The organism is Microbacterium sp. NPDC087591 (genome assembly GCF_044743625.1).
Classification (GTDB): Bacteria; Actinomycetota; Actinomycetes; order Actinomycetales; family Microbacteriaceae; genus Microbacterium.
In genome coordinates this window covers 1,457,541-1,481,354 of sequence record NZ_JBIUWU010000001.1, presented here as the reverse complement: position 1 = coordinate 1,481,354, position 23,814 = coordinate 1,457,541, and the positions used below count along the sequence as shown (strand labels likewise).

The 23,814-nt window shown below is 69.2% G+C and carries 25 protein-coding genes; 7 read left to right on the top strand and 18 right to left on the bottom strand.

Features of this window, described 5'->3' with window-relative positions; genetic code table 11:
• Window positions 1-249: 249 nt before the first annotated feature.
• The 3 genes from ACIOVG_RS06905 to ACIOVG_RS06895 are packed head-to-tail and all read right to left on the bottom strand — an operon-like array spanning window position 250 to window position 2,922.
• Complete coding sequence (locus ACIOVG_RS06905; protein WP_400870684.1) at window positions 250-1,791, bottom strand: S8 family peptidase; 1,542 nt, start codon at window positions 1,789-1,791, stop codon at window positions 250-252.
• A gap of 49 nt (window positions 1,792-1,840) precedes the next feature.
• Window positions 1,841-2,299 (bottom strand): hypothetical protein, encoded by a 459-nt coding sequence (locus tag ACIOVG_RS06900; RefSeq protein WP_400870681.1) that lies wholly within the window; start codon window positions 2,297-2,299, stop codon window positions 1,841-1,843.
• The gene (locus ACIOVG_RS06895) at window positions 2,296-2,922 is read right to left on the bottom strand and encodes an RNA polymerase sigma factor (protein ID WP_400870679.1); all 627 of its coding nucleotides are present in this window, start codon (window positions 2,920-2,922) and stop codon (window positions 2,296-2,298) included. Before ACIOVG_RS06895 ends, ACIOVG_RS06900 begins: the two co-directional genes overlap by 4 nt.
• Window positions 2,923-3,200: 278 nt before the next feature.
• On the opposite strand from ACIOVG_RS06895, the gene ACIOVG_RS06890 reads away from it, so the two are divergent.
• Window positions 3,201-3,419: an SCO4848 family membrane protein gene (locus ACIOVG_RS06890; protein ID WP_400870677.1), complete on the top strand. Its 219-nt coding sequence runs from the start codon at window positions 3,201-3,203 to the stop codon at window positions 3,417-3,419.
• Between the two features lie 163 nt (window positions 3,420-3,582).
• On the opposite strand, the gene ACIOVG_RS06885 is transcribed toward ACIOVG_RS06890, so the two are convergent.
• Window positions 3,583-3,954, bottom strand: coding sequence for a hypothetical protein (locus ACIOVG_RS06885; protein WP_400870674.1), 372 nt, complete (start codon window positions 3,952-3,954; stop codon window positions 3,583-3,585).
• 59 nt (window positions 3,955-4,013) lie between these two features.
• Window positions 4,014-5,351: an MFS transporter gene (locus ACIOVG_RS06880; protein WP_400870671.1), complete on the bottom strand. Its 1,338-nt coding sequence runs from the start codon at window positions 5,349-5,351 to the stop codon at window positions 4,014-4,016.
• A gap of 74 nt (window positions 5,352-5,425) precedes the next feature.
• Between ACIOVG_RS06880 and ACIOVG_RS06875 the strand changes: the two genes are divergently transcribed.
• Entirely contained in the window at window positions 5,426-6,007 is a 582-nt protein-coding gene (locus ACIOVG_RS06875; RefSeq protein WP_400870668.1) for a winged helix-turn-helix domain-containing protein, read from the top strand.
• A gap of 85 nt (window positions 6,008-6,092) precedes the next feature.
• Here ACIOVG_RS06875 and ACIOVG_RS06870 read toward each other — a convergent pair whose 3' ends face one another.
• The 6 genes from ACIOVG_RS06870 to ACIOVG_RS06845 all read right to left on the bottom strand — a co-directional run bounded on the left by ACIOVG_RS06870 (window position 6,093) and on the right by ACIOVG_RS06845 (window position 11,379).
• On the bottom strand, window positions 6,093-6,779 hold the full coding sequence (locus tag ACIOVG_RS06870) for a hypothetical protein (RefSeq protein WP_400870665.1): 687 nt from the start codon (window positions 6,777-6,779) through the stop codon (window positions 6,093-6,095).
• Entirely contained in the window at window positions 6,779-7,681 is a 903-nt protein-coding gene (locus tag ACIOVG_RS06865; RefSeq protein ID WP_400870662.1) for an ABC transporter ATP-binding protein, read from the bottom strand. The genes ACIOVG_RS06870 and ACIOVG_RS06865 overlap by 1 nt, the downstream gene beginning before the upstream one ends.
• Window positions 7,678-8,067 carry a GntR family transcriptional regulator gene (locus ACIOVG_RS06860; protein ID WP_400870659.1) on the bottom strand — a complete coding sequence of 130 codons (390 nt, stop codon included), beginning with the start codon at window positions 8,065-8,067 and terminating at the stop codon, window positions 7,678-7,680. Before ACIOVG_RS06860 ends, ACIOVG_RS06865 begins: the two co-directional genes overlap by 4 nt.
• A 188-nt stretch (window positions 8,068-8,255) precedes the next feature.
• The gene (locus ACIOVG_RS06855; RefSeq protein ID WP_400870657.1) at window positions 8,256-8,756 is read right to left on the bottom strand and encodes a GbsR/MarR family transcriptional regulator; all 501 of its coding nucleotides are present in this window, start codon (window positions 8,754-8,756) and stop codon (window positions 8,256-8,258) included.
• An 8-nt stretch (window positions 8,757-8,764) separates the two neighbouring features.
• The gene (locus tag ACIOVG_RS06850; RefSeq protein ID WP_400872696.1) at window positions 8,765-10,387 is read right to left on the bottom strand and encodes an ABC transporter permease; all 1,623 of its coding nucleotides are present in this window, start codon (window positions 10,385-10,387) and stop codon (window positions 8,765-8,767) included.
• The gene (locus tag ACIOVG_RS06845) at window positions 10,387-11,379 is read right to left on the bottom strand and encodes an ATP-binding cassette domain-containing protein (protein WP_400870655.1); all 993 of its coding nucleotides are present in this window, start codon (window positions 11,377-11,379) and stop codon (window positions 10,387-10,389) included. The genes ACIOVG_RS06850 and ACIOVG_RS06845 overlap by 1 nt, the downstream gene beginning before the upstream one ends.
• Before the next feature lie 89 nt (window positions 11,380-11,468).
• Between ACIOVG_RS06845 and ACIOVG_RS06840 the strand changes: the two genes are divergently transcribed.
• The 4 genes from ACIOVG_RS06840 to ACIOVG_RS06825 all read left to right on the top strand — a co-directional run bounded on the left by ACIOVG_RS06840 (window position 11,469) and on the right by ACIOVG_RS06825 (window position 16,449).
• Window positions 11,469-12,695, top strand: a complete 1,227-nt coding sequence (locus ACIOVG_RS06840) for a class I SAM-dependent methyltransferase (RefSeq protein WP_400870652.1) — start codon at window positions 11,469-11,471, stop codon at window positions 12,693-12,695.
• Window positions 12,696-13,104: 409 nt separating this feature from the next.
• Window positions 13,105-14,454, top strand: a complete 1,350-nt coding sequence (locus ACIOVG_RS06835) for a glycine betaine/L-proline ABC transporter ATP-binding protein (RefSeq protein ID WP_400870649.1) — start codon at window positions 13,105-13,107, stop codon at window positions 14,452-14,454.
• Entirely contained in the window at window positions 14,454-15,404 is a 951-nt protein-coding gene (locus tag ACIOVG_RS06830; protein WP_400870646.1) for an ABC transporter permease, read from the top strand. The genes ACIOVG_RS06835 and ACIOVG_RS06830 overlap by 1 nt, the downstream gene beginning before the upstream one ends.
• A 124-nt stretch (window positions 15,405-15,528) precedes the next feature.
• Window positions 15,529-16,449, top strand: coding sequence for a glycine betaine ABC transporter substrate-binding protein (locus ACIOVG_RS06825; protein WP_400870643.1), 921 nt, complete (start codon window positions 15,529-15,531; stop codon window positions 16,447-16,449).
• 107 nt (window positions 16,450-16,556) lie between these two features.
• On the opposite strand, the gene ACIOVG_RS06820 is transcribed toward ACIOVG_RS06825, so the two are convergent.
• From ACIOVG_RS06820 to ACIOVG_RS06805, 4 genes are read right to left on the bottom strand one after another with little or no spacing between them, the layout of a single operon-like run.
• Window positions 16,557-17,324, bottom strand: coding sequence for an ABC transporter permease (locus ACIOVG_RS06820; RefSeq protein WP_400870640.1), 768 nt, complete (start codon window positions 17,322-17,324; stop codon window positions 16,557-16,559).
• Window positions 17,321-18,091 (bottom strand): ABC transporter ATP-binding protein, encoded by a 771-nt coding sequence (locus ACIOVG_RS06815; protein ID WP_400870637.1) that lies wholly within the window; start codon window positions 18,089-18,091, stop codon window positions 17,321-17,323. The genes ACIOVG_RS06820 and ACIOVG_RS06815 overlap by 4 nt, the downstream gene beginning before the upstream one ends.
• Window positions 18,088-18,459, bottom strand: a complete 372-nt coding sequence (locus ACIOVG_RS06810; protein ID WP_400870634.1) for a DUF1048 domain-containing protein — start codon at window positions 18,457-18,459, stop codon at window positions 18,088-18,090. The genes ACIOVG_RS06815 and ACIOVG_RS06810 overlap by 4 nt, the downstream gene beginning before the upstream one ends.
• A gap of 2 nt (window positions 18,460-18,461) precedes the next feature.
• Window positions 18,462-18,812: a PadR family transcriptional regulator gene (locus ACIOVG_RS06805; RefSeq protein ID WP_400870631.1), complete on the bottom strand. Its 351-nt coding sequence runs from the start codon at window positions 18,810-18,812 to the stop codon at window positions 18,462-18,464.
• A gap of 308 nt (window positions 18,813-19,120) precedes the next feature.
• Between ACIOVG_RS06805 and ACIOVG_RS06800 the strand changes: the two genes are divergently transcribed.
• On the top strand, window positions 19,121-20,092 hold the full coding sequence (locus ACIOVG_RS06800; RefSeq protein WP_400870629.1) for an FUSC family protein: 972 nt from the start codon (window positions 19,121-19,123) through the stop codon (window positions 20,090-20,092).
• Between the two features lie 188 nt (window positions 20,093-20,280).
• Here ACIOVG_RS06800 and ACIOVG_RS06795 read toward each other — a convergent pair whose 3' ends face one another.
• The 3 genes from ACIOVG_RS06795 to ACIOVG_RS06785 are packed head-to-tail and all read right to left on the bottom strand — an operon-like array spanning window position 20,281 to window position 23,713.
• Window positions 20,281-21,588 carry a threonine/serine exporter ThrE family protein gene (locus tag ACIOVG_RS06795; protein WP_400870626.1) on the bottom strand — a complete coding sequence of 436 codons (1,308 nt, stop codon included), beginning with the start codon at window positions 21,586-21,588 and terminating at the stop codon, window positions 20,281-20,283.
• Between the two features lie 32 nt (window positions 21,589-21,620).
• Complete coding sequence (locus ACIOVG_RS06790) at window positions 21,621-22,976, bottom strand: anaerobic C4-dicarboxylate transporter family protein (protein WP_400870623.1); 1,356 nt, start codon at window positions 22,974-22,976, stop codon at window positions 21,621-21,623.
• On the bottom strand, window positions 22,973-23,713 hold the full coding sequence (locus tag ACIOVG_RS06785) for a Type 1 glutamine amidotransferase-like domain-containing protein (RefSeq protein ID WP_400870620.1): 741 nt from the start codon (window positions 23,711-23,713) through the stop codon (window positions 22,973-22,975). Before ACIOVG_RS06785 ends, ACIOVG_RS06790 begins: the two co-directional genes overlap by 4 nt.
• Window positions 23,714-23,814 lie beyond the last annotated feature (101 nt).

Genomic DNA, 23,814 nt, shown 5'->3' with positions numbered 1-23,814 from the left:
CGCGGCATCCCGGTTTCGTCGGCCCGTGTCGGCATCCCGTCTCGGCGGCGCGGGTCGGCATCCTGTCTCCTGCCCACCTGCAGGAGGAATGGCGGGATGCAGGAGGAATCGCCGTGTATTCCTCCTGCAGTCCGCGGCATCTCCTGCAGGACGCGCGGGCGGTCGCACATCGCGCGGGCGGTCGCAGGTCGCGCCGGCGGTCGCGGGTCGCGCCGGCGGTCGCGGGCTCGGGCGGGAGGCGCGCCGGGCTCAGTCCGTCGGCGAAGGGAGCGTCGTCACGACGGCCTTGACGGCGGATGCGGCATCCGTGCGCCCGGCACCGACGACGCCGAGGCGTGCGGCGATGAGGCCGGCGACGTATGGCGCTGCGAACGAGGTGCCGCTCCACACGGCGAAGCCGCCGCGGTAGTCGTCCGGGTCGATCGTCTCGCGGTGCAGTCCGTCGACGTCGGCCCTGGTCGTCGCCTGGGCTCCACCGACGAAGGCCGGTGAGGTGCTGACCACGGCTGCGCCCGGTGCGTACACCCGCACCCACGGTCCGACATTCGAGAACAGGGCGACCGAGCGGCCGGACGGGTTCAGCGCGCCGACCGACACGTGCGGGGCGCCGCGGTCGGGTCCGATGCCGTTGTCGGCGCCGGGCCAGGGCCACAGCGACGCCGGGAACGAGGGGCGGTCGATCGCGTCGTTTCCCGCCGAGCACACGACCACGCACCCCAGTTCGCGCGCCTTGGCGAGCAGGGCGTAGAGGGTGCGGCTGAACTGACCGTCGACGGGGGTCTCGTGGTAATACCCGAGCGACAGGTTGAGCACGTCGATCGGATGCCCGGTCTTCGGGTCCTCCCGGTATCGACGCAGCAGCTCGATGACCTGCGCCAGGCTCTCGAGCAGGGCGCTCTCGTCCACGACCCCGAGCGCTCCGGCCACGCGGACCGAGACGATGTCGGCATCCGGCGCAGCCTGTCGGATGATGCCGGCGATGAACGTGCCGTGTCCGGCGACGGCGTCGATCTCGCCATCGAGCTGCCCGTACAGATCGGGATAGCGCTCGGGGTCGGCGTCATCCGTGAGGCCGATGGGCACGCCGTCGAGCTCCAGGTGCCGGGTCACGATGTCATCCGGCAGCCAGTCGTGCACCCCGCAGCCGGTGTCGAGCACCGCGACCACGGGCCGACGACCGCGCTTCGGGGCGGGCCCGCGGCGCGGTGCGGGGCCGAGCCAGGTCACCGGCTGCCGCGCTCCTCTGCCCGGTTCGAGGTAGTCGTCGCTGCCGGCGCCTCGTCCTTCCACCGGGTTCGTGCGACTGAACGGGTTCGTACGGCTGAACGGGTTCGTACGGCTGAACGGGTTGAGTCCGACCGGGTCGATCGACAGCACGTGCTCCAGGCCGGTGCGCGGCATCACCGACCGCGACATCCGGCGAGCCCGTTGCAGCACGCGCCAGGCGTCCGGTGCGACCGGGGACTCCCCACGCCCCGGCTCGTCGGGCGTGGTCAGGTGCGCACGCAGGAACCCCGGCACTCCGGGCACGAGCTCGCGCTCGCCGCCCTCGACCTGCTCGATCTCGAGCAGCCATCCGAAGCTGTCCGCGGCGTCTCGCAGCGTGCGGATCTCCCGGTCGTACGCCTCGTTGTCCTCGAGGTCCTGGGTGATCAGCAGCCGTTCGGGCAGATAGGCGGTGGGGAAGGCGCGGATGCCGTCCACGGGTTCCAGGCTCGGATCGAGCGCGGTGCCCCGCCGGATCGATCCTTCCGCGCGGTCCTGCCAGGTCCACCCTCTGGGCTGCTCCATCGGTCATCCTCTCCGTGCGGGTGACCCCGCCCCTGCGCCCGAAGGCGGTCTACAACTCGAACTGCGGCGTCGACAGCGTGCGGGGTTCCCCCTCGGAGCCGGTCGTCGTCAGATGCACCCGTGTGAGTCCGGGCGGTACGTCGTCGAAGGAGAAGCGTCCGGTCTCTGCCGGCTCTGTCGTGCGCGACTTCTCGCCCTGGACGAGCGTGATCTCGGCGGCGGCGGTGTCGACCCATCCATCGACGCGTCGGCGCTGGGATGCCGTGGTCGTCACGTGCAGCAGGATGCTGGTGACCCCGTCGCTGAACTGCAGGGTCAGCGCATCGGCGTCTCCCCGCACCGGACCCAGCTCGTTCTCGACCAGGGTCAGCAGGGCGTACTCCTGGCTCAGCCCGTCGGAGGCGACCGCGGCGATCATGCGATCGATCAGCGTCGCAGGTACGGGGTCGATCTCACGCCAGAGCGCACGCAGCTGCGTGAAGACCTCGGCGTCGTCGTGATCGCTCATGCGAGACCTCCTGTGCTCGGCGCGGTCGGCGCATCGAGTATGGCGCGGAGCTTGGCGAGGCAACGCTGGCGGGTCGGGCCGATGCTCCCGATCGGCATGGCGAGGTCGGCGGCGAGGCGGGTGTAGTCGGGACGGTCGTCGAAGGCGATGACGCGCAGCAGTCGCTGGCAGCGCTCGGCCAGGCGCGTCACGGCCGCCCAGAGCCGCCGCTTCTCGTCGCTGAGCGTCGCGTGCTCCTCGGCAGACTGCTGCTCGGGAAGCAGGACGTCGAGGTCGTCCGTGTCGGTGGTGTCCACGCGGCCCTGCGCCTTGCCCACCCGCCAGGCCTCACGGCGGGCGGTGGTCGTCAGCCACGCCGAGACCGCGCGGGCATCGGCGATGGATACCTGACCGCGCACCAGCTGCAACCAGGTCGTCTGCACGACGTCTTCCGCGAGGGTGCGTTCGAGCCCGTAGGCGCGCACGACGTGCCAGAGCACAGGCGTCATCAGACGCACCAGCTCGTCCATCGCGCGGCCATCGCCCTCGCGCCATGCGTCGAAGAGATCGGCTGCCCGCTGCCAGCGCGCCGGCCCGTTCTCCGATGCAGGATCGAGTGCGGCGCCGGGTGCACCGTCGATCATGAAGCCCATTGTGATCACATCTACCAGGAGCACGGCAAGGGTTTCCTGATACATCGGGTGTCATGGCATCCGCTGTCGGCATCCGTTCCCGGGGCGTGCCGTGCCGCTTGCAGGAGAAAGCCCGGAATGCAGGACCGTTTCGCGGCGAGTCATCCTGCAGGTGGAACATCCTCCTGCAGGCCGCGCGGATGACGGCGCGAGTCCCGCGCGGATGACGGGGCGGGCCCGGCGGATGACGGCGCAGCTCACGCGGATGCCGATGCCGATAGCGTGGAGAGGTGATCCCCCTCGCCATCGTGCTCTTCCTCAACGCCGCCTTCAACGCCGTCGTCTGGCCGCAGTTCTACAAGCGGGTCGCGAAGGATCCGCGGGCCCGTGACGCGAACGGCAAGGCGACCCCGTTCCTCACCGTGCACGTGGTGCTGATCTCGATCGCCCTGGTTCTCGCGCTGGTCTCGGTGCTCGTCGGCATCGCTGCGCTCACCGGCGCACTGTGACCCTTGGTCCCCTGTTCTCGGCCGCGTAGCCCGGTCACAGCTTCGGAGTTCACAGGCGACGCGCCGGCATCCGGTGTCGATCGCCGGCGTGTCGCTGACGGTCTCCGAAGTTGTGTCCGGGGCGGCGGATGCTCGGAGCTCTCCCACACGAGGGCGGGGCCGGTCAGCGCTCGCGCTCTGCCAGCGTGCGGCGCAGGGCGGGCCCGAACAGCTGGATGAGTGCAGCCACGACGGCCCAGAGCACGAGCGTCGTCAGCACGACATCGCCGACGAGCGCGAGCCAGTCCACGGTCGTCGGAACCGGATCGACCCGATCGCCCACGATCTCGACCGTGGCGGGATAGTCGACGGGCTGGTAGCGGGTGAGGTCCTGGTGGTACCAGGGGATCGGCCATCCGAAGGCCACGTCGCGCAACTGCGAGGGCGAGTGCACCGTCACGGAGATCAGGTGCGCGATCGTCCAGGTGACGGCGAGGGCGGCGGCGAGGAGTCCGGCTGTCTGCACGGCGATCGCCGGCCATCGTCGTTCCTGCATCACGCCTCCTCAGGGCGCTGCCGCCCACACGCCACCCTAGGGGAGCCTGATGCGGCGCCTCACCGTACCTCGAACTGCTTCGCGTGCTCGGCCCACTGCGACTCGACCGGCAGTGCGCGCAGCGCCCGGTTGCCGATGGCCAGCGCGACCGCGATCAGGCACAGGGCCGCGCACACGAGGATGGTCCACTGCCGACCGAGCATCGTCAGACCGAAGCCCGCGATCAGCGGCGCGAGCGGCATCGCGCCCATGCCCAGCACGCCGGCGGCGCTGTTGGCGCGCCCGAGCAGCTGCGTCGGGGTGGCGACCATGAAGTAGCCCATCATGCTGGCGTTGAGCGACGGCAGCAGCAGCACGGCGGTGCCGAGTACCGCGATGATCGCCCACGGTGTGGTCACCATCGAGAGCACGATCACGGCGGCGGCGGCGACCGCGAGCCCGACGATCGTCAGCATGCCGGCCCCGATGCGCGGCACGAGCAGCGGTGCCACGATCGCCCCGGCGAGCATCGCGATCCCGATCCCCGCCGAGAGTGTGCCGATCAGCAGCTCCGGATAGCCGTCCTGCTGCAGTGCGTAGATCACCGTGGTGATCGCGGCGTTGAAGCCCAGGTTGATGATCGTGGTGATCAGCAGCACGCCGCCGAGATCGGGTCGGGAGAGCAGCCAGGTGAAGCCCTCCCGCATCTCCCGCCAGGCGTTCGGTCTCGCGGCGGGGGCAGTGTCGAAACCGGGATCATCCGTCGCGGCGCCGGCGGGTCGTGGCCCGGCGCTCCGCGGCTCGTCGGCATCGTCTCGGTTTTCGCCCGAGCGGCCGCGCCCCAGCATCCATGCCGTCAGCGCGGCGATCACGTGGCAGACGGTCATCACGGCGCCGACGAGCCATCCGCCCACGCCCAGCAGCAGGCCGCCGAGCGGTCCGCCGGCGAGCTGCAGCGCCGCATCCCGCCCCTGGTTCGCGGCCTGCGCGCGTCCCATGCCGTCGTCGGGCACGATCTCCTTGATCGCGCTCTCGCCTGCGACGTCGAACAGTCCGCTGCGGGCGGCGAGCAGCACGTCGATCACGAGCAGCGTGGTGAAGGTCAGCGAGCCGGAGAGGGCGAGGGCCGTGAACGCCCCCGCCAGCAGGATGCCGATCAGCGACCCCCACAGCATCAGCCTGATGCGCGGATGACGATCGGCGAGGATGCCGCCGGCGAGCGTCGTGAGCAGGCGAGCCGCCATTGCCGCGGCGCCGATGATGCCGGCCTGAGCGGGGTCGTTCGTGATGATCAGGGCGAGCAGCGGGATCGCGAACGCGAACAGCGCGGCCGCGAGTCCCTTGCTCGTATCGCTGACGAGCCAGGTCAGGTAGCGGGTGTTGCGCCACAGGCGATGCGGGGCGGTCACGGTGGTCATGGGTCGAGAGTAGATGCGCAAGAACTATTGCGCAAGTCTTATTGCGCAATTTCGGGTGCGGATAGACTCACGACATGAGCGAGGAGCAGAAGCGGCCCGATCCGGTGTGGATGACATCGGCCATGCTCAAGGCGTACACGCATCCGCTTCGCCGGCAGATGCTGCAGCTGTTCCGACAGCGCGGACACCTGCGGGCGGCCGACATCGCCGAGGAGCTGGGGGTCGCGGCCAACAGTGCGAGCTTCCATCTGCGCGTCCTCGCCGACGCGGAGTTGATCGAGGAGGCTCCGGAGCATGCTCGTGATCGCCGCGATCGTGTGTGGGTGGCGCGCAAGCAGGCGTTGAACCTCGGTGGCCCTGAGAATCCGGTCGCCGACGAGGTGCTCGGCGGTGTGATGCTGAACGCGATCGCCGAGGAGCATCACGACATGCTGCGCCGGGTGCTCGCCTGGTCCCCCGACTACATCAGCGGACGCGCCACCGAGGTGCACGCGACGTTCTCGCAGCGCTCGGTGCGGCTCACCGGCGCCGAGTTCGAGGCGCTGATGGAGCGCATCGACGACGTGGTGTCGGCGGCCGTCGAGGCGCATGACCCCGCCGATCCGGACAGCCGTCCGTGGCAGATCGATCTGCTCGCGGCCGACGACCGGATCTGACCTCAGCACGCCCGGAACGACGGATGCCGCGCCGCACGAGGGAGTGCGGGCGCGGCATCCGATATCCGAGGCGGGTGGGTTGAGTTCAGGGGATCGCCCTCCGGAAGGCGAGGAAGGAGACTCCACTGAGCACGGCGACCACGACCAGTCCCCACAGAGCGAGGCCGAACGCGCCGAGGGTGCCGAGCGTGCGCCACACGTCGAGCCACAGTTCGAGCCGCGTCGCGAGGAACAGGAGCCCGACCAGCACCAGTGCGAGCCCGATGCCCGTGATCGTGAGCACCGTCGGGCCCCAGCTCTTGTAGATCGTGGCCCCGGTGAAACCGAGCACGAACAGCAGCAGGGCGAGCGTGAAGTAGGCGACGAAGGCGCCGAAGGGACCGGCCTCCCACAGCCACGGCAGGTAGAACATGTAGCCGTTCAGGCCGAAGCCGTTCGTAGCCATCTCGATGCCGGCGCCGATCAGGAAGATCACCCCGAGGAACGCGCTGCCCAGGATCGCGGTGAGCAGCGTGCCGGTGAAGAACTCCCGGCGGGTGATGCTCATGGCCTGCGAGAACGGGAAGGTGAGGGTCATCGCCGAGATGCCGATTGCGAAGAAGTACCAGAGCGGTGCCTGGCCTGCCCCGATGTACTTCGGCCCGTCGCCCGGGATCATCGCGTAGATCAGCACCCCGAGGACGGTGACGCTGCCGAGGATGATCAGCGGCACCCAGATGAAGGTCTGGCGGTTGATCAACTGCAGGCGGATGACGTTGAGTGTGCGTCGCATCAGCGGACCTCCTCTTTCGCGGCGGACTGTGCTTCCGCCTTCTGGGTGAGACGGACGACGAGCTGCTGCAGCGAGACCGGGGCCAGGTCGAGGCCGAGCGCGCTGACCTCTGTGCGTTCGGCGGCCGACAGCGCGCCCAGCACGGTCACCGAGGCGACGCGTCCGAGCGATTCGCGGTGGAGCACCTCACGAGAGCCGACCCATCCGTCGACCGTGGCGGCATCGCCGACGACCGTGACGGCACGGTCGCGCACGGCATCCGTGTCCTCGTTGAGGAGGATCGTGCCGTTGTCGATCACGATGACCTTCTCGATGAGGTTGGAGACCTCGTCGATCAAGTGCGACGACAGGATGACGGTGCGCGGATGCTCGGCGTAGTCCTCGAGCAGCCGGTCGTAGAAGATCTGCCGTGCGACGGCGTCGAGACCGAGGTAGGGCTCGTCGAAGAAGGTGAGATCGGCGCGGGAGGCGAGTCCGATGATCACGCCGACCGCCGACAGCTGACCGCGTGACAGCTTCTTGATCGTCTGCTTCATCGGCAGCTGGAACTGGGCGATGAGCTCGTCGGCGAAGCCCTGGTCCCAGTTCGGGAAGAACAGGCTCGCGGCCTTGAACGCGTGCTTCGGGTAGGCATCGTCCGGGTACTTCTGGCTCTCGCGGACGAAACAGATCCGGCCGAGGACGCGGGTGTTCTCGTAGGGGTGCTCGCCGAAGACCCGGACCGTGCCGGAGGTTTCGAAGTTCTGCGCCGTGAGGATCGACATCAGCGTCGTCTTGCCGGCGCCGTTGCGGCCGAGCAGGCCGTAGATCGCGCCGCCTTCGAGTGAGAGCGAGATGTTGTCGAGCGCGCGCGTGTCCTTATAGGTCTTGGTGAGGTTCTGCACCTCGATGACGGCGGTCATGCGGGGTTCTTCCCTTCTGCGGTGGTGGTGTGCGCGGCGCGCTGCCGGAGCAGGTCCGCGAGGTCGTCGGCGCCGAGCCCGAGCGTTCGGGCCTCGGCGAGGAGCGGGTCGATGAAACGGTCGGCGAAGGCGGCACGCCGTTCGCCCAGAAGCAGCTCCTTGGCGCCGTCGGCGACGAACATGCCGATGCCGCGGCGCTTGTACAGCACTCCCTTGTCGGTGAGCATGGCGACTCCCTTCGCTGCGGTGGCCGGGTTGATGCGATAGAACGCGGCGAGCTCGTTCGTGGAAGGAGCCTGTGCTTCCTCGGCGAGAGAGCCGTCGAGGATCGAGTCCTCGATCTGCTCGGCGATCTGGAGGAAGAGCGGCTTGCCTTCTTCGATCACGAGTCCTCCGGTCGGTTAGTGGGTTAGTTACTCGACTAAGTAACCATGCAACCGGGGTTCTGTCAAGAGGGCGGGCACAGCTTCGGAGTCGAGCGGCGGCGCGCCGGCATCCGCTGTCCGGGTGCGGCGTGTCGTCGACGATCTCCGAAGTCGTGCACGGGGCGGTCGCCACGCGCGGGCGGATGCCGTCAGGACGGGGTGTCACGGCGCTGCGCGCGCCAGTCGTCGACGATCTGCAGCATCCGCGTCGAGAGGAAGCGGAAGAACTCGGCGAGCTCCCGGGCGCGGTCATGCGCACCCTGGTCGTCGGCGTGCTCGGCGGCGATGTCGTCGATGTACTCCGAGAGTCGGGAGTAGACGGGCAGGTTCCCGACGATCGAGCTGACGAACGGATCGTGCACGAACTCGTAGCGGTCGCGGCGATCGCCCGGCCGCGACCGGCGCTGGATGAAGTGCAGCTGCTGCAGGTAGCGCACCGCACCCGACACCGCGGCGGCGGAGACGCCGAGTCGCTCCGAGAGCTCGGCCGCCGTGTATCCGCCCTCGGGAGCGGCGACCAGCGCCATCATCACCCGCGCCGGCATGCGGGCCATTCCGGCGGCGGTCATCATCGCCGCCGCCTGCTCCGCGGGTTCGACGGCGCGGTGTGCTGCAGCGGCGTCGATGCCGTCGGTGGTGTCGTCGGGCATCGGTCCTCCTAGGCGCCGGGGGCGAGTTCGCGCCGCCGCATCAGGGTCAAGGCGGACGCGCCGCCGGCAGCCAGGACGAGCACCAGCCACCACAGCCCGCGCACATCCACCCCGCTTCCGTCGACCACGGGCGTCACGGCGAACGGCGACAGGTTCGCGCTCCACTCGGGCAGGCCGAACAGCGGCCCGAACATCCCGAACAGGGCCGCGAGCAGCACGAGGCTCCACGCCACGGCCGCCGTCGCCCGGGGCAGCAGCGCGAACACCACGGCCGTGAGCACGGCGAAGATCGACGCGGCGACAGCCTGGCCGAGACCCGCCACCGCGACGATCCGGTAGAGGGTGTCATCGCCGCCGTTCGACCAGACGCCGATCCATCCGGCCACCACGGCGGCGGCGATCACGATCAGCGCTGCGACCACGCCGACGATGACGAAGTCCGCGAGCCAGCGCACGCGGCCGACCGGCGTCGCCCACACCGCCTCCGCCGTGCCTCTGGCCTCCTCCTGCCTGGCCCGCACCACGGTCTGCACGGCGCAGCACGCGGCGAGGATGCCGAGCAGCGTGAAGAACACCGTCACCACGACCTCGTCGAGACCACCGGTCGCGCCGCCGATCTTCTTCAGGATGTCGGCGACCGCGGGGTTCTCGCCCGAGATCCGGTCGACCAGACCGCTCAGCGTCGTCGCGAGGATGCCGGTGATGGCGCCGCCGACCGCCCAGCCGACGATCGATCCTGCGGTCAACCGCCACACCAGCGCATGCGGAGATGCGAGAGCTGCGGGTGCCGATGCCCGCCCGCGCCGCTCCGCCACGAAGCTGGCATCGATGTCGCGCACCGACTGCAGGCCCACGGCTGCCGCGGAGAGCACGAGCCCGAAGCCCAGGGCGAGGAACATCGGTGCCACCAGGTCGGCGTCGAACGGGCGGGTCTGCTCCGCCCATCCGAACGGCGAGAGCCAGGCGGGCCACGCGCTCGTCATGCGGGACAGATCGTCGCTCGGCGTGCCGGCTGCGTTGCCGATGCCGCGGATCAGGAAGGTCGCCACCAGCACCCAGATCGTGAGGGAGTTCGCTCCCCGCGACGTGCGCATGAGCTGCGCGGCCAGCAGCGCGATGCCGAGGAACGCGACGCCGCACGCGCCCGCTGCTGCCCCCGCGAGCACCGAGCCGGCCGCCGGCAACCCGGTGGCGATCAGCGCCAGCGCGGTCAGCGCGGCGAGGAGGAGATTCGCGATGATGCCGTGCACGGCGGTCGCGACCGTCGGCAGTCGGCGCCCGGCCGGCGTCGCCCAGACGAGCTCGGATCGTCCGGCCTCTTCGTCGCCGCGGGTGTGCCGCACGGCGAGGAAGCTGCTCATGAGGGCCGCGAGCAGGGCGAGCCAGGGCAGGACCTCGAAGGCGAGGAAGGCTCCCTCCGAGGTGCCGGACGGTAGTCCGCGGAACATCAGGATCACCGGGTTCGCGAGCGCCGCAGTGAGGATGTTCTGCCGGTCGGCGAGAGTCGCGTAGGACTGCGTGACCCCCGCATATCCGGCGAACGCCATCAGCGCGGTGCCGACGATCCACAGTGTCAGCTGCAGCCAGTCCCTCCGCAGCCGCTGCCGCAGCAGCACGCCGAAGCGGGACATCACGCACGACCGCTCTGCTCGCGCCGGGCGCGACGGGTGCGGGGCGTGGAGTCATCCGCTCCGCCCTCCTCTGCCGCCTCGAGGCTGGCGAGGTCGTCGCCGTAGTGGCGCAGGAACAGCTCCTCGAGCGAGGGGGGAGCCACCCGCAGATCGCTGATGCCGAGCGCGGCGAGGGCGGGCAGCACGACGGAGGTGCGGTCGCTGTCGACGGCGAGACGGATGCGGTCGCCCTGCATCGCCGGATCGTGCACGTCGGGGATGCGGGCGACCTGGTCGAGAGTGGCTCCGGACGGGGTGAACGACACGTCGCTGCGGGTGAGGTGCCGCAGCTCGCCGAGGGTGCCGGTCTCGACGATGCGGCCGGCGCGGATGATCGACACCCGGTCGCACAGCTGTTCCACTTCGCTCATGATGTGGCTCGACAGCAGCACTGTCGCGCCGTTCGCCTGCGCGCGGGCGACCTCATGCTGGAAGATGACCGCCATCAGCGGATCCAGCCCGCTTGTGGGCTCGTCGAGGATGTACAGGTCGGCGGGCACGGCGAACGCGGCGATCAGTGCGACCTTCTGCCGGTTGCCCTTGGAGTACGCGCGGCCCTTCTTGCGCGGGTCGAACTGGAACGCCTCGGTGAGGCGCTTCTTCTCGTGCTGATAGGGGTCGTCCTTCGTGCGGGCGCCGCGGAGCCGGGCGAGGAGGTCGACGGCTTCGCCACCCGACAGGTTCGGCCACACGCTGACGTCGCCGGGGACGTACGCGATGCGCCGGTGGAGTTCGACGGCGCGCTGCCACGGGTCGTCGTCGAACACGGTGGCGGTGCCGCCGGTGCGGCGGGCGAGGCCGAGGAGGACGCGGATCGTGGTCGACTTGCCCGCGCCGTTCGGGCCGAGGAACCCGTGCACCTGTCCCTGCTCGACGGTCAGGTCGAGCCCGTCGAGAGCGTGCACGTGTCCGTAGTGCTTGGTGAGGTTCCGGGTGGCGATGACGGTGGTCATGCGCGGGAGCGTACGCCTGATTCACAATGTTGTGAATACGGTGAAACAACGCATGCGAAATCCTTACGGACGCCGCGTACAGTGGGCTGGTGCCGGAGTTCCCCTACAGTCGCCTGCGCCGGTGGCCCGACGTCGAGGCGGACAACCTCCAGGCGCATGACGCCACCGATCTGCTGCTCGTCGAGAGGGCACTCGAGACCATCGCCGCGCGCGAGCTCGACGGCTCGGACGTGGCCGTGATCGGCGACGAGTACGGCGCGATCACGCTGGCCCTGACGGATGCCGGAGTGGGCGGCATCCGCGTGCACCAGGACCTCGCGACCGGTCGTCGCGCGCTCGCTCGCAACGCGCAGGAGCTCGGACTCGACGGCTTCGGCGCGCATGAGCTCGACGCGGACCTGCTCGACGGTGCGCGGCTCGTGCTGCTGCAGCTGCCGAAGGCGCTGGCCGAGCTCGAGCAGATCGCCGATGCCGTCGCCCGCTGGGCCGCGCCCGACGTGGTGCTCATCGCCGGAGGCCGCGTCAAGCACATGACCCTCACCCAGAACGAGGTGCTGGGGCGCAGCTTCGCCCTGGTGCAGGCCGAGCGGGCAGCGCGCAAATCGCGGCTGCTGGTCGCGAAGGAGCCGCGTGAGGTGCCGGCGACCCCGCCGTTCCCTGTGACCGCGGCGCACGACGGGTTCCGCCTCGTGGCCTTCGGGGGCGCGTTCGCGGGCGCCCGGATCGACATCGGCACGCGGGTGCTGCTCGATGTGCTCGGGTCTGGTCGTTCACAACTCCTCAGAACCGGGGCCGACTACGCCGATTCGGGGTCGATTCGGCCCGAAACCGCCCGTTCTTCCGGAGTTGTGAACGACAGGGACGCCGTGCCGACCGTGGTCGACCTCGGCTGCGGCACCGGTGCCCTCGCGATCGCCTACGCCCTCGCGCACCCCGACGTGCGCGTCATCGCCACCGATCGCTCGGCCGCGGCCGTCGCCTCGGCCCGCGCGAGCGTCGCGGCGAACGGCCTCGCCGACCGCATCACCGTGATGCACGACGATGCCGCGTCCGACCTCCCCGACGGTGGGGCCGATGTCGTGCTGCTGAACCCGCCGTTCCACCTCGGCAACAGCATCCATGTCGGCGCGGCCACCCGTCTGTTCGAGGCCGCGGCGCGTCTGTTGAGGCCGGGCGGAGAGCTGCTCACGGTGTACAACTCCTCGCTCTCGTACCGGCCCGAGTTGACCCGTCTGATCGGTCCGACCGAGCAGCTGCAGCGCACGGCGAAGTTCACGGTCACGCGCAGCATCCGACGCGGCATCCGACGCGGCTGATGCCCTCCGCGAGGGGTCGAGACGCGCCGCGTCCGGACCCCGCGTCGCGGCGTGTGCCGACCCCTCGTCGGGTGCGCGAACCCGCTGCACGGGAAACTGACAGAACCCTATGCAATCCCCGGTCAGACGGTGAAAGCGGCGCATCCCACGGCGGCGGGATTTGCCCCTGACCGGCCATTTCGTTACGTTGGAATGCGGGCCTGACGGTCCGAAGACCAGTCCGCGGCCACGTCCTTCTTTCGATGAGCTGTGCTGCGAAGAGGCGTGGGCGTACGGTCGATGCTCTATCGCGGTGGATCCGAAATCCGCCGTCCGCGCCGCCACAGCACCTTTCTCGAAACGGCCGGGAGCGTCACCCGGGCGTAACCGAAGCAGGCTCAGCCACCCGAAGGCGAGCCGCAGGGGAAACGTGTCCGAAATCGCTCTTGAAGCGCGCAATCTGTACAAGGTGTTCGGGAAGAATCCGAGCGCCGCCGTCCGTCGACTGAAGGCCGGTGAGAGCAGAGCAGACGTCACCGATTCCGGAACCGCCGCCGTCATCGACGCCAGCTTCACCGTGAACCGGGGCGAGATCTTCGTGATCATGGGGCTCTCCGGCTCCGGCAAGTCGACCATCATCCGCATGCTCAACGGTCTGCACGAGACCACCGACGGCTCGGTCATCGTGAACGGCGACGCCATCACCGGCATCCCGAGCTCGCGCCTGCGCGAGATCCGCCGTGACCGCATCTCGATGGTGTTCCAGCACTTCGCGCTGCTGCCGCACCGCACGGTGGCCGCGAACGTCGCCTACCCGCTCGAGCTCAAGGGTGTCGGCAAGGCCGAGCGCCTCGCGAAGGCCGAGGAGATCCTCGGGCTCGTCGGGCTCGAGGGCCAGGCCGAGAAGCTCCCATCCGAGTTGTCCGGCGGCATGCAGCAGCGCGTCGGCATCGCCCGCGCGCTCGCGGCCGACAGCGACATCCTGCTGATGGACGAGGCGTTCAGCGCCCTCGACCCGCTCATCCGCCGTGAGATGCAGGAGCAGCTGCTCGAACTGCAGGAGAAGCTGCAGAAGACCATCGTCTTCATCACGCACGACCTCAACGAGGCGATGTTCCTCGGCGACCGGATCGCCGTGATGCGCGACGGTCGCATCGTGCAGATCGGCACGCCGGAGGACATCCTCACCGACCCCGCAAACGACTACGTCGAGCAGTTCGTGCAGGACGTCGACCGCGCCCGCGTGCTCACGGCGGCGAACGTCATGGAGCGGGCGCGCCCCGTCGTCCCCGACACCGCCGGTCCGCGCACGGCCCTGCGCCAGATGCGCGACGCCTACATGTCTGCGACCTACGTGACGGGCCGCGATCGCAAGCTGCTGGGCATCGTGACCGACCGTGACGCCGTGAAGCTCGTGCGCAACGGCACGTCGACCCTGCGCGACGTCATCAAGCCCGTGCCGCAGAGCGTGAGCGAGGACGAGGTGCTGATGAACCTGTTCGTGCCCTCGGTCGAGTCTCCTCTGCCGCTCGCGGTGACGGATGCCGAAGGCCGCCTGGTCGGGGTCATCCCGCGCGTCACCCTGCTCGCCGCCCTGGGCCCCGGCCCCGGTGCGACCGGCGAGCTGACGCTCCCGCTGCTGCCGATGCCGCAGGCCGAGATCGATGCCGTGCTGGATGACGGCTGGACGGCGGATCCGCCCCCTTCGACAAGCTCAGGGACCCAGGGCGGCTCAGGGGCCCAGGGCAGTACCGACAACATGATCGGGGAGGTGCGCTGATGGACGGTTTCCGCATTCCCATCGGAACCTGGGTCGCGACCGGCGTCGACTGGATCAAGGCCAACCTCGACGGTCTGCTCGACGTCGTCTCGTTCGTCGTGAGCTTCCTCGTCGATTCGCTCACCCGCGCGCTGCTGAGCCCGCACTTCGTGGTCATCATCGTGATCGCCGCCCTCATCGCGTGGGTCGTGCGCTCGTGGCAGCTCGCGATCGGCACGGTCGTGTCGTTCGGACTGATCGTCGCCATGAACCTCTGGGTCCCGGCGATGCAGACCCTCGCCCTGGTACTCGTCGCCGCGATCGTCGCCGTGCTGATCGCCGTGCCCCTGGGCATCTGGTCGGCGCGCAACTCCTCGGTGCGCGCGGTGCTCAAGCCCGTGCTCGACTTCATGCAGACCATGCCGGCCTTCGTGTACCTGATCCCGGCGATCGTGTTCTTCGGCATCGGCGTGGTCCCCGGGCTCGTCGCGACGGTCATCTTCGCGCTGCCCCCCGGCGTGCGACTGACCGAGCTCGGCATCCGCGGTGTCGACTCCGAGACCGTCGAGGCCGGACAGGCCTTTGGCGCGAAGCCGGGGCAGATCCTGCGCGGCATCCAGCTTCCGCTCGCGATGCCGACCATCATGGCCGGCGTCAACCAGGTCATCATGCTCGCCCTGTCGATGGCGGTCATCGCCGGAATGGCGGGCGCCGACGGTCTGGGGAAGATGGTCGTCGAGGCGATCTCGACCATCAACATCCCCAAGGGTGTGGAAGCCGGGCTCGGTGTCGTGCTGATCGCGGTCTTCCTCGACCGCGTCACGGCCGCCCTGGGATCCGCCGGCCAGAACCCCTCGTCGCTTCTCGGCCTGCTCGCACGCCGCAAGACGACGCAGCGCGCGGATGCGGCATCCGCTGCGTCGACGGACGAGCAGCCCGCCGCAGAGCGCATCCCCGCGCTCACGCGCTGACCCCCGCGGGGTCGGCATCGCCTCTCGTCTGCCGGCGAGCGGCGGACCGACCCCGCGGTGCACCACCGCAACACAGCACACACAGACGTACGAATATCCATACGGAACCAGGAGACAGATCAGCATGAAGAAGAAGATCCTCAGCATCGCGGCGCTCGGCGTCGCGGCATCCCTCACCCTCGCCGGGTGCAGCGGCGACGGCATGGGCGGCACCGGCGGCGGCTCCGGCGGCGACGACAGCGCCTCCGGCGACAAGGGCACGATCACGCTGGGCTTCCTGCCCTCGTGGACCGACGGCCTGAGCACGGCATACCTGCTGCAGAACCAGCTCGAGAAGATCGGCTACACGGTCGAGATGAAGACGCTCACCGAGGCCGGCCCGCTGTACACCGGCCTCGCGCAGGGCGATGTCGACATGTACCCCTCGGCGTGGCCCGAACTGACGCATGCGGCCTACATGGAGCAGTACGGTGACGACATCGAGGACCTCGGCACGTACTACGACAACGCCAAGCTCACCATCGCGGTGCCGGAGTACTCCGAGCTCACCTCGATCGAGGACCTCAAGGGCAAGGGTGCCGACTTCGACGGCAAGATCATCGGCATCGAGCCGGGTGCGGGCCTGACCGCCCAGACCGAGAAGATGATCCCGGCATACGGCCTCGAGGACGAGTACCAGCTGGTCACCTCGTCGACCGCCGCGATGCTCACTGAGCTCAAGGCCGCGACCGACAAGCAGGAGGACCTCGTCGTCACGCTGTGGCGTCCGTTCTGGGCCAACGACTCCTTCGGCATGAAGGACCTCGAAGACCCCCAGGGCGCCATGGGCGAGGCCGAGGGCCTGCACTTCCTGGGCACCAAGGGCTTCGCGGACGAGTTCCCCGAGGCGGCTGAGCTGATCGAGAAGATCAAGCTCGACGACGAGCAGTACGGTTCGCTGGAGGACCTGGTCGTCAACGAGTACGGCGAGGGCAAGGAAGCGGATGCCGTGGATGAGTGGCTGAAGCAGTACGGCGACCAGTTCGACTGGGTCGTCACCAGCTGATCTGATCCCTCCCGCACAGGCGTAGGAGAAAACCCCGAGGTAGGACGGATGCTGTCATCCGCTCCTACCTCGGGGTTTTCTCCTACGCTGCGTTTCAGGCAGCGCGGTCATCCGACCTTCTTCCGATAGGCGATGACCGCGAGCACGGAGGCGACCACGAGGATGCCGACGCACCAGGCCAAGGCGACCCAGATCTCGGTGCCGACCGGCTTCTCGGCGAAGAGCGCCTGGATCGTGTCGACGATCGAGGTGACCGGCTGGTTCTCCGCGAACCAGCGCACCGGGCCGGGCATCGTGTCGGTGGGAACGAACGCCGAGCTGATGAACGGCAGGAAGATCAGCGGGTACGAGAACGCGGTCGCGCCGTCGATCGTCTTCGCGCTGAGTCCGGCGATGATCGCCAGCCAGGTGAGGGCGAGGGTGAACAGCAGCAGGATGCCGATGACTCCGAGCCAGGCGAGCGGGCTGGCACCGGTGCGGAATCCCATCAGGAACCCGACGGCGAAGATGATCGCGAGGGTGATGCCGTTCGCCGTCAATGACGTGAGCACGTGAGCCCACAGCACGCTCGAACGGGCGATCGGCATGGAGTGGAACCGCTCGAACAGGCCGCTCTGCAGATCGTTGAACAGGCGGAACGCCGTGTAGGCGATGCCGGATGCCACGGCGATGAGCAGGATGCCGGGCAGCAGGTAGTTCACGTAGTTCTCGGTGCCCGCGCTCTGCTGGAGGGCGCCGCCGAAGACGTACACGAACAGCAGCATCAGTGCGATCGGGGTGACCGCGGTGGTGATGATGGTGTCGGGGCTGCGGAAGATGTGCCGCATGGAGCGGCCGGTGAGCGTCGCGGTATCGGCGACGAAGTGCGTGCTCATGCGGATGCCTCCTTCGTAGACGGGGCGCCGACGAGGGTGAGGAAGGTCTCCTCCAGCGTCGGCTGCTTCTCGACGTACTCGACCTTCGCGGCGGGCAGCAGCTTCTTGAGCTCGGCGAGCGTGCCGCCTGCGATGATGCGCCCCTCGTGCAGGATCGCGATGCGGTCGGCCAGATGCTCGGCCTCGTCGAGGTACTGGGTGGTGAGGAGCACCGTGGTGCCGGTGTTCGCGAGCTCCTTCACGACCTGCCACACCTCGAGGCGTGCCTCGGGGTCGAGGCCGGTGGTCGGCTCGTCGAGGTAGATGACCTCGGGGTGTCCGACCAGGCTCATCGCGATGTCGAGTCGACGCCGCATGCCGCCGGAGTAGGTGCCGACCTTGCGTGATCCGGCATCCGTGAGGCGGAACGTCGCCAGCAGATCGTCGGCGATCGCGCCGGGGTCGGCGAGGTGGCGGAGCTGGGCGACCAGCACCAGATTCTCGCGCCCGGTGAGGATCTCGTCGACCGCGGCGAACTGCCCGGTGAGGCTGATCCGCTCCCGCACCCCGAGGGGGTCGGCGGCCACATCGACGCCCTGCACGGTCGCCGTGCCGGCATCCGCTTTCAGGAGCGTCGACAGGATGCGCACGACGGTGGTCTTTCCGGCGCCGTTCGAGCCGAGCAGCGCGAAGATGCTGCCCCGCGCCACCTCGAAGTCGACGCCGCGGAGCACGTGCAGGTCCTTGTAGGACTTCTCGATGCCCCGCACGCTGATCGCTGCGGTCATGATTCCTTCTCCGTCTGCGTGGCCTCGTCGACGGCCTTGATGAGGCGCGCGCGCTCCTTGTCGATCCACTGCTTTCCGCTGTACGCCCTGGCGAAGTTCTCGGCGAACTCGACAGGGTCGTCGCCGACGATCGCGCTGATCGGGGTGCCGTCGATCGCGGCGCGCTCCCACAGGTCGGCGTAGTCGACGATCATCTGCACGAGGGTGTCTCCCTCGGTGATGCCTCCGTAGTACATGAAGTACCGGTGGAAGGCGTCGGCCGTCGCGCGGTAGGGCTCGGGCAGGGCGTCGAGGCGCGCCTTCGCCTGGCGGTACTGCTTCTTCTGCTCGAGCGATCCGGTGAGGGCTTCGATCCATTTCGCAGCCATGATCAGTTCTCCTTCTGGGTGGTGTCGGTGTGTGTCGTGTTCAGTTCTTCGATGCGCTGCGCGAGGACGTTCCAGGTCTTCCAGAACTCCGCCAGCTCGTGGGTGCCCTGCGCGTTGAGGGTGTACACCTTGCGGGGCGGTCCCTTCTCGCTCGGAACCTTCTCGACGTCGACGAGACCGCGCTGCTCGATCCGCACCAGGAGGGCGTAGACCGTGCCCTCGGCGGTGTCGGTGAAGCCGTGGTCGCGCAGGCGTGCGGTGATGTCGTACCCGTAGGCCGGCTGCTCGGCGAGGAGGGCGAGGACGATGCCCTCCAGAGTGCCTTTGAGCATCTCGGTCATCTGCTTGCCCATGGATGCTCCTCTCATTCGTTGTTCGGTACTCAGTGATGCTGGGTACCGGTACAAAGTAACACTAGGTACCGGTACTTAGCAACACCGAATACTGAAGTTTCTCGCGGCCGGTTTGACGCGCGTGGCGGGCACAACTTCGGAGATGCGGGCGGACGCGCCGGGGAGAGGGCGTCGAGGTCGGGGTGTCGGCTGCCGTCTCCGAAGTTGTGCCCGGGGGTGGGCGGGGGTGGGCGAGTGTCGGGGCGGATGTTGGATGCCGGATGACGGGAGTGGTGGCGCACGGCCGCCGGACCGTCCAGAGTGATGTCATGGCGTCTGCAGTCGCGTGGTCGTGGAGGAGTGCCGTGCATGGGGTGGCCCTCGCCGCCCCCGCTGGCATCGCCACGCTCAGCGACCCGTCGGCCGGACTGGCTCTCGCCGTCGGCGTGCTCCCCGCCGCCGCGCTCGGTCTGGCCAGCAGCCGTCGTCAGCGGGCGATGGCGCTGGTGGTCGGTGCCATCGCTGCGGTGGCGGTGCTGCTCGGTGCCGTGGTCTCCGGCATCCCCGCGCTCGCCGTGGCGGTGATCTTCGTGCTGTGCGTCGGGGTCGCCGTGATCGCCGCCGATCATTCCCGACGTCTCGCGGCGCCGGTCATGCTGCTCGGGCTCCCGCTCATCGGAGTGGGCCTCTCGTTCCCCTCGGTGTCGGCGGCGCTCGCCGCCGCAGCACTGCTCCTGGCCGGTTCGTTCTACGGCTTCGTGGTCTCGTTGCTCTGGCCCGACGGGGTCGCGGTCGCGCGTCCGGCCCGCCCCGACACCACACGCTCGGCGATGCTCGTCTACGGCATCCAGATCGGGCTGGCCGGTGCGGTCGCGGCCGCCGTCGGCTTCGCGCTCGGCGTGGATCACCCCGGCTGGGCGTGCGCCGCCGCGCTCCTGGTCTGTCGTCCGCAGCATCTCGCGCTCGTCAGCCGCGGGTGGGGGCGCGCGCTCTCGGTCATCGGGGGAGCGCTGGTCGCGTGCGGTGTCGCCGCGATCGCTCCGGGAACCGCCGTGCTCGCGCTGCTGCTGATCGTCGTCCTGGCCGTCGGCACCGGCACCGCGGGCAGTCGCTGGTACGTCTTCCCGTTCTTCTCGACCTTCGTCGTGCTCTCGATGCTGCTTCTCGAGGACACCGCGACGCCCGCGCACTGGTTCATCGAGCGCGTCGGGATGACGCTGCTCGGAGTCGCCCTCGCGCTCGCTGCCGCGGCGGTCGTGCCGAGGGTCGCCCGGCCCCTGCTGTCGCCGGGACGGTCGTAGGGGGCGGGCGGGCGGCTGGCGGGCGGCTGGCGGGCACAGCTTCGGAGATCAGGCTGGACGCGCCGGCGCCACGGCATCCTTCCCGGGGTGTCGGCCCCGGTCTCCGAAGTTGTGCCCGGGGTGGGGGGCGGAACTGTGGCCGGGGGCCGGGACAGGGCGGTGGGTGGGGGCGGGGGTGACGGACGGGCCTAACGCCGACGCCAGGGCAGTAGACGCTCCCACACGCGGGGAGCCCGGGCGACCACGGTCGGTGCAGCCACCGCGAACTGCACGATCTCCTCGGCGCCGTGGTGCACCACGCGATACAGGGCCGTGCCGATGAGCACACCCAACGCGATCGACATGACCGACACGAGCGCGGTCATGAAATCGGCGAGGCCGCTGTCGGTGGCCACCGCCTCGGTGAGTCCGACCAGGCCCGCAGCGCCGGGGACGAGCAGCCAGAACGCGGGCAGGAACGTGATCTGCGCGGGCACGCCGTGTCGCAGCGAGGCGATCCAGAAGACGGCCAAGGTCATCGCGACCGCGCCGATGAAGCCGCCCATCGTCGCACCCAGCAGCACCGCGCCGGCCCACTGACCCGCGTACGCGACGATCAGCGCGAGCAGCACCCACCCGAACGTCGACGCGGGCGCGGAGAAATGCAGATAGTTCCCCAGTGCGAACACCAGGATGCCGATGAGCGCCACCCACCACGGGAGGAAGGATGCGGTGGCCAGCGGCTCGTACGAGCGCGACTCCACGCCCACCACGCTGCCGGCGGCGAGGATGCCGAACGCCAGCAGCGCGAGCTGCACGAAGCCGTAGATCAGGCGCGAGGCTCCTGAGATCATCTGCCCGGCCGCGAGTTCGACGGTCGCGGTCGTCAGCACGCCACCGGGGAGGAAGGTCACCAGCGGGGCGATGAGCAGCCGGATGGGGTCGCCGATCTCGACCACTTCGGCGAGAAGGAACACCGCGGTCGCGCACACGAAGGCCGCGGCGATCGGCATCACGAGCTGCAGGGTGGGCGAACGCACGAGCTTGAGCAGTCCGATGCCGGCGCCGAGCACGAAAGCGACGATCGCTCCCTGCCAGGTGGGGGCGAGCAGCAGCGCGAGGCCGGTCGTGAGCACGGCGTGCCCGAGCGTGCGGGTCACCCATCCGAGCCGCGGCCGCATCGCCCCGATCTCGTTCAGCCGGGCGATGCCGTCGAGCGGCGGGACCGACCCGGTGCGCGCCCGCGCGATGAGCTCGTACAGCACCGCGATCTGGTCGAAGCGGAAGGACGCGTTGGTCGCGGAGCGGATGGCGACGCGCGACTCCTCGTCACCGCCGGTCTCGACCAGGATGATGGTCGGCAGCACCACGAAGTCGGTGTCGTCGCCGCCGTAGGCTGCGGCCACCTCGGTCATGGTGTCGCGGATGCGGTCGACGGATTCGGCCGACGCGTTCATCCCCTGCGCCAGTCCGAGCAGGAACTGGCGCAGGGCCGCGCGGGCGACGGCATCCGGCATGTCAGCGGGCCGTCCCGTCGGGGTCGGTCATGTCAGGAGAACAGGAACGAGAGCGTCACTCCGACGATGATCGCGACACCCACGTAGACGAGGTTCGGCAGCTGGAACGAGTGGTCGAAGACGAACCTGCCCATCTTCGTCGTCCCGGTCTGGTCGAAGGCGACGGTCGCGACCTGACTGCCGTTGGCTGGCAGCGTGTAGATGCCCATGGTCGACGGCCACAGACCCACCAGGAGCGGTGCGGGCAGACCGATCGTGATGCCGATCGGCACGATCGCGTTGGTCGCGCTCGATTGGCTGGTCGTGAGCATCGCGACGGCGAACAGGGCGAGTGCGAACAGCAGTGCGCCGAGGAACGCCGAAGACCCCGAGACGACCGAGCCGAGGCCGTCGACGATCAGGGTCTGGTTCGCGGCGACGAAGGTGTTCGCGAGCCAGGCGATACCGAACAGGGCGATGGCACCGACGAGTCCGGCGGGGAACGTCGGCTGCTTCGGCACGTCGGCGGCCTTGACCTTGCAGAACACGAAGATCAGAGCCGCGATGACGCCCATGACCACCTCGATGATCACGGTGACGCTGAGGCGCACGGGGTCGCCGGCGTCATCCGTCCCGATGACCGGGCGCAGGCCCTGGAAGAGTCCGAACAGCACGATGACCCCGACGCCGATCAGGAACAGGGCTGCGGAGAGCACTGCGGTGCGAGGGAGCGTGGTCTCGTGCGCATCCACTGCCGGCGGCTTGATCTGCTTGTCGGCCAGGCGACGCTGGAACTCCGGGTCGTCCTCGAGGTCCTTGCCGTGCCGCATCATGACGAGCGCAGCGACGAAGAGACCCGCGATGGATGCCGGCCACATGATCAGCAGCAGCCCGCCGAGGTCGACGCCCTGCGGTGCGAGCAGCACGACCATCGAGGCCGTCGCCGCCGACACCGGAGAGCACAGGATGCCGACCTGCGAGGCGACCGCCGAGACCGACAGCGCCCGCTCCGGACGGATCTTCTGCTGGTACGAGACGTCGTAGATGACCGGCAGCAGTGGGTAGAAGATGTTGCCCGTGCCGGCGCCGACCGTGAAGAGGAACGACATCGCGGGGGCGAGGAAGACGACCGACTTCGGCTTGCGTCTGATGACCTTGGCCGCGACCGAGACCATCCAGTCGATGCCGCCGGCGGCCTGCATGGTCGATGCCGCGGTGATGACGGTGATGACGATGAAGACCGCATCCACCGGCGCGTTGCCCGGCGCCTCGCCGAACACGAAGACGAGCACGGCGACACCGACGAGTCCCCAGACGCCCAGGCCGATCCCGCTGGTGCGGGTGCCCATGTAGATCGCGAGGATGACGACGATCAGCTGGGCGATCAGGATCCACACGTTGTCGTTCATGACGACGGCCCCTTCGTGACCGGGGCCGCCCCGACGAGGATCTCGGTGGCGAGCTCGGTCTCGACGATACGACCGCCGATGGCCTCGACCCGCAGAGCCAAGGGGTTCTCGACCGGACTGATCGCGGTCACGAACTCCGAGTTCTCGAAGTGCAGCGACTGCAGATTGCCGACCGCGTAGCCCGTGGCGAGCTCGCCGCTCAGGAGCGAGTCGTGGAACAGCGGGCGCCGCTGGTCCTCGGCGTCGTAGTGCGGGCAGAAGCTGCCGTGCAGGAACCCCAGTCCTTCGGGGAGCACCTGAAGGGTCGGACCGTAGCTGTCGGTGGTGCCGCCCTCGAACCAGCAGATGCCGCCGGCGCTGCCGCCCGTGAAGACGACGTTCGAGGCGGGGTCCTCCCACATCTCGCGCATGATCTCGTCGAGACCCTGTCGCTTCCACACATCGAGCATGTTGGCGGTGTTCCCGCCGCCCACGTGGATCACGTCGAAGCCCTTCACGAACCCGGCGAGGTCGTCGATCGCGCGGTGGAACAGCGGCAGATGGTGCGGTGCGCACCGGTCGGAGTCGTACGTGGAGTAGAAGCTCACGATGTACGCGGCGTCGTCTCCGGTCGCGGTTCCGACGAAGAGGACTCGAGGTCTCTTCTTCCTCGTGAGTCCGAGGATGTAGTCGTGCGTCGGATCGTTCCGACGCTCCATCATCGCCTTGCCCGCTCCGGTTGCCACCACATGAGACATGAGCCACCCCGCTCTCGACTGCAGATGCGGCCAACATATCGGTGTGTTGGTGGGGCGTCTAGGCCATCTTCGAGTCGGCGGTCGCCGGGCACAACTTCGGA

Coding starts and splice junctions, on each gene's coding strand:
- ACIOVG_RS06850 (WP_400872696.1), bottom strand. CDS start 10,387: ATGTCCCGCTTCGGCGTGCTGCTGCGGCAGCGGCTGCGGAGGGACTGG.
- ACIOVG_RS06885 (WP_400870674.1), bottom strand. CDS start 3,954: ATGCAGGAACGACGATGGCCGGCGATCGCCGTGCAGACAGCCGGACTC.
- ACIOVG_RS06895 (WP_400870679.1), bottom strand. CDS start 2,922: ATGATCGACGGTGCACCCGGCGCCGCACTCGATCCTGCATCGGAGAAC.
- ACIOVG_RS06820 (WP_400870640.1), bottom strand. CDS start 17,324: ATGAGCACGCACTTCGTCGCCGATACCGCGACGCTCACCGGCCGCTCC.
- ACIOVG_RS06790 (WP_400870623.1), bottom strand. CDS start 22,976: ATGAACGACAACGTGTGGATCCTGATCGCCCAGCTGATCGTCGTCATC.
- ACIOVG_RS06810 (WP_400870634.1), bottom strand. CDS start 18,459: ATGGCTGCGAAATGGATCGAAGCCCTCACCGGATCGCTCGAGCAGAAG.
- ACIOVG_RS06795 (WP_400870626.1), bottom strand. CDS start 21,588: ATGCCGGATGCCGTCGCCCGCGCGGCCCTGCGCCAGTTCCTGCTCGGA.
- ACIOVG_RS06875 (WP_400870668.1), top strand. CDS start 5,426: ATGAGCGAGGAGCAGAAGCGGCCCGATCCGGTGTGGATGACATCGGCC.
- ACIOVG_RS06815 (WP_400870637.1), bottom strand. CDS start 18,091: ATGACCGCAGCGATCAGCGTGCGGGGCATCGAGAAGTCCTACAAGGAC.
- ACIOVG_RS06855 (WP_400870657.1), bottom strand. CDS start 8,756: ATGCCCGACGACACCACCGACGGCATCGACGCCGCTGCAGCACACCGC.
- ACIOVG_RS06880 (WP_400870671.1), bottom strand. CDS start 5,351: ATGACCACCGTGACCGCCCCGCATCGCCTGTGGCGCAACACCCGCTAC.
- ACIOVG_RS06900 (WP_400870681.1), bottom strand. CDS start 2,299: ATGAGCGATCACGACGACGCCGAGGTCTTCACGCAGCTGCGTGCGCTC.
- ACIOVG_RS06870 (WP_400870665.1), bottom strand. CDS start 6,779: ATGCGACGCACACTCAACGTCATCCGCCTGCAGTTGATCAACCGCCAG.
- ACIOVG_RS06830 (WP_400870646.1), top strand. CDS start 14,454: ATGGACGGTTTCCGCATTCCCATCGGAACCTGGGTCGCGACCGGCGTC.
- ACIOVG_RS06905 (WP_400870684.1), bottom strand. CDS start 1,791: ATGGAGCAGCCCAGAGGGTGGACCTGGCAGGACCGCGCGGAAGGATCG.
- ACIOVG_RS06825 (WP_400870643.1), top strand. CDS start 15,529: ATGAAGAAGAAGATCCTCAGCATCGCGGCGCTCGGCGTCGCGGCATCC.
- ACIOVG_RS06805 (WP_400870631.1), bottom strand. CDS start 18,812: ATGGGCAAGCAGATGACCGAGATGCTCAAAGGCACTCTGGAGGGCATC.
- ACIOVG_RS06845 (WP_400870655.1), bottom strand. CDS start 11,379: ATGACCACCGTCATCGCCACCCGGAACCTCACCAAGCACTACGGACAC.
- ACIOVG_RS06865 (WP_400870662.1), bottom strand. CDS start 7,681: ATGACCGCCGTCATCGAGGTGCAGAACCTCACCAAGACCTATAAGGAC.
- ACIOVG_RS06800 (WP_400870629.1), top strand. CDS start 19,121: ATGGCGTCTGCAGTCGCGTGGTCGTGGAGGAGTGCCGTGCATGGGGTG.
- ACIOVG_RS06785 (WP_400870620.1), bottom strand. CDS start 23,713: ATGTCTCATGTGGTGGCAACCGGAGCGGGCAAGGCGATGATGGAGCGT.